We start from the raw sequence: 3,013 nt of genomic DNA on the forward strand, positions 1-3,013 counted from the left end.
CAGCCGGACGACCTGCGCCTCGTCGAGATCGAGATGGGCGACCTGACCGGAGGCGTGCACGCCGGCATCCGTGCGCCCGGCGACGACGAGCCGGGGCTGCCCGCCCAGGATGCGCGCGAGCGCGCTCTCGATCGTGCCCTGCACCGTGCGGAGTCCGGGCTGCACCGCCCACCCGCGGAAATGCGTGCCGTCGTAGGCGATATCGAGCCGGATGCGCACGGCCCCAGCCTACTTGCGGGGCGCAGCCGAACCTCAGGTGGCGGGCGTGCCCACCAGCCGCGACTGCGTGAGCTGGGCGACGAACGCCTCGACCTGTCCGGGGACTTCGGCCGCGGCATCCATCCCCGCCGCCTCGGTCGCCCGCGCGATCAGCTGCGTGAGGGTGATCGGCTCTTCGAGCCACTCCCAGATGAGCGCCGCCGACCCGACCAGGGCGGCAGGCTGGGCGAGCTGCGCGTCGGGCCCCGGGCTGAGCGGCAGCGCGACGATGCGGTCGCCGCTGTCGACCCACGCGACGTCGTCGCGCCGGGCGATGACCGGTTCGTCCGAGGTGAGCAGGCCCGCATCCAGCAGCTGCCCCACCGCGAGCAGCACGGCCGCGCCGGCGTCGAAGCCCTCGGGCTCGTCGTACGCGGCGATCGCGGCCTCGGTCAGCTGAGCCAGCGTCGCGCCCTCGGCCGCGCGCCAGACGGCCGGGGCGATGCCGCCCAGCAGCGTCACGTGCCCCTGCCGGTTCTCGCGGATCGTGAGCAGCGCGATGCGGTCGGGGTCATCGACCGCGACCTCGTCAGCCACGGCCACGCGGGTGAACCGCGGGCCCGGACCGGCAACGCCCGCAACGACGTGCTCCGGCAGCGGCGGCACCACGATCGCGCCCGCCGGGCGCGCGAGCTCGGCGATCACCGCGGGCAGGGTCACCGCCTCGCGGTACTTCACCGTGCGGATGCCGCCGGTTGCGGCCGCGACCGCGGCGATGAACCGCAGCGCCGCCGGCTGGTCGTGCAGAAAGCTCGTCTGCGAGACCAGCCCGTCGAGCGCGTCGCCGAGGTCGGTGACCTCGACCGTCGGAATCGGCGCATGCGAAGGATCGCGATCGAGCAGCACGATGGCCGCCACGCGCAGCTCGGCATGAGGCAGCGGCTGCAGCCCCAGCGCGGACGGCGGCAGCTGCGCCTTCGGTGCGGACGGGTCTTCGATGACCGACAGCGGCTTGCGATACGGCCACACCCGGCCGTCGGCATCGATCGCGACCGTCTCGTCCGACACGTAGCCGTACACCGCGCCGAGCGCCCGCGACGCGGTGGTCTTGCCGCGGCCCGACGGGCCGACCAGCACCACCACCTGACCGTCGTCGGTCGCGATGCCCGCGGCGTGCAGCATCCACGCCCGCCCGCGCGCGGCCTCGATCGCGGCCAGCGTGACCTGCTGCGAGAGCCCGGAGAGCATGTGCGCCCGCTCGGATCCGTGCGGCGTGACCGTCTCGACCGGCTCAGCGGCGGCATCCGCCAGCGCATCGGCCCACGCGGCCCGCACGGCCGCCACATCGCCCTCGTCGAGCGCGGTCAGATCGATCGCGATGCACGAGCCGACGGCGTCGACGAGAAGAGTTCCGGCCACATCGGAAGCTTACGGGGAACGCGGTGCGGCGCCGTGAACGCTCCGGCCGGAACGCCTCCTCAGGACGAGCCCCAGGCCCGGGTTACCGTTTCGCTCCCGCACGCGATATCGTTTCTGAAGTGCGCCCGGTCCTGGGGGAGCGGCGCACTGATGGGATACGTCAGCGGTACCCGAAACCGCAGAGCAGCACCGACGTTTCGCCCATCCTGGGACGGAGTCTGTCATCACCACGTTCACCGAATCATCTGCGCGCACACGACAGCCGAAAGGCCTCGGCTCCGGCGTGATCATCCACGAGTGGGTCGAGCGCTGGGGCGGCGCGGAACGGGTGCTCGACGCGATGACGCAGGCGCTGCCGGATGCCGACGTCAAGGTGCTGTGGAGCGACGCGCCCGAGCTGCTGGGCCGCACCGTGACCGAATCGTGGATCGCACGCACGCCGCTGCGCAATCACAAGCCGCTCGCGCTGCCGCTGATGCTGCCGACATGGCGGATGCCGCTCGGGTCGGACCCCGACTGGGTTCTGGTCAGTTCGCACCTGTTCGCGCACCACGTGCGCACCCCGGGCGACGCGAAGAAGTTCGTCTACGCGCACACTCCGGCCCGTTACATCTGGGAGCCCGAGCGCGACGAGCGCGGCAACAGCCGGTTCGTGCGTGCGGCCAGCACTGTGCTCAAGCCGATCGACCGCCACCGTGCGGCCGAGGCGACCTCGATCGCCGTGAACAGCAACTTCACCGGCGCGCGCGTGCGCCAGGCGTGGCACCAGCCCTCGACCGTCATCTACCCGCCCGTCGAGACCGAGACGCTCACCGCGATCGAGGACTGGCGCGCGACTCTCGTCGACTCCGAGCAGCGCCAGCTCGACGCGCTCAAGCGGCCGTACCTGCTCGGCGCCTCTCGCTTCGTCATGTACAAGCGGCTCGAGCGGGTCATCGACGCCGGCGTTGCGACCGGGCTTCCGGTCGTGATCGCCGGCAGCGGCCCGGGCGAGATGGAGCTGCGCGCCTACGCCGAGGAGACCGGCGCCGACGTCACCTTCGTCATCGCCCCCTCCGACGACCTGATCCGCGCGCTCTACTCGAACGCGATCGCCTACGTGTTCCCCGCGATCGAGGACTTCGGCATCATGCCCGTCGAGGCGATGGCCTGCGGCACCCCCGTGATCGGCAGCAGCATCGGCGGCGTGCAGGAGAGCGTGCGCCTGGTCGGCGGCGGAGTGATCGCAGACCTCGAGCACGACACCGACTGGAACGACCTGCTGCAGCGGGCCACCGACCTGAACGCGGCGGAGTTCCGCCCGCGCACCCTGGCCTTCTCGCGCAGCCGCTTCATCGACGAGCTGCTGAACTGGGTCGGCACCGGGCTCGCAGACCGCTAAACGCGCGACTGCCCG

Annotated in this window: 2 protein-coding genes and 1 pseudogene; 1 reads left to right on the forward strand and 2 read right to left on the reverse strand. The window is 72.1% G+C overall.

Features of this window, described 5'->3' with window-relative positions:
- Together QZV84_RS04060 and QZV84_RS04065 are read right to left on the reverse strand one after the other, a co-directional pair.
- Window positions 1-219, reverse strand: a pseudogene (locus QZV84_RS04060) (tRNA pseudouridine(38-40) synthase TruA); the annotation flags it as partial.
- Between the two features lie 33 nt (window positions 220-252).
- Entirely contained in the window at window positions 253-1,617 is a 1,365-nt protein-coding gene (locus QZV84_RS04065) for a hypothetical protein (RefSeq protein WP_292825672.1), read from the reverse strand.
- 283 nt (window positions 1,618-1,900) lie between these two features.
- Here QZV84_RS04065 and QZV84_RS04070 point away from each other — a divergent pair, with 283 nt between their 5' ends.
- Window positions 1,901-2,998, forward strand: coding sequence for a glycosyltransferase (locus QZV84_RS04070; RefSeq protein ID WP_292825675.1), 1,098 nt, complete (start codon window positions 1,901-1,903; stop codon window positions 2,996-2,998).
- Window positions 2,999-3,013 lie beyond the last annotated feature (15 nt).

This window comes from Microbacterium sp. (assembly GCF_011620715.1).
Taxonomy (GTDB): domain Bacteria; phylum Actinomycetota; class Actinomycetes; order Actinomycetales; family Microbacteriaceae; genus Microbacterium.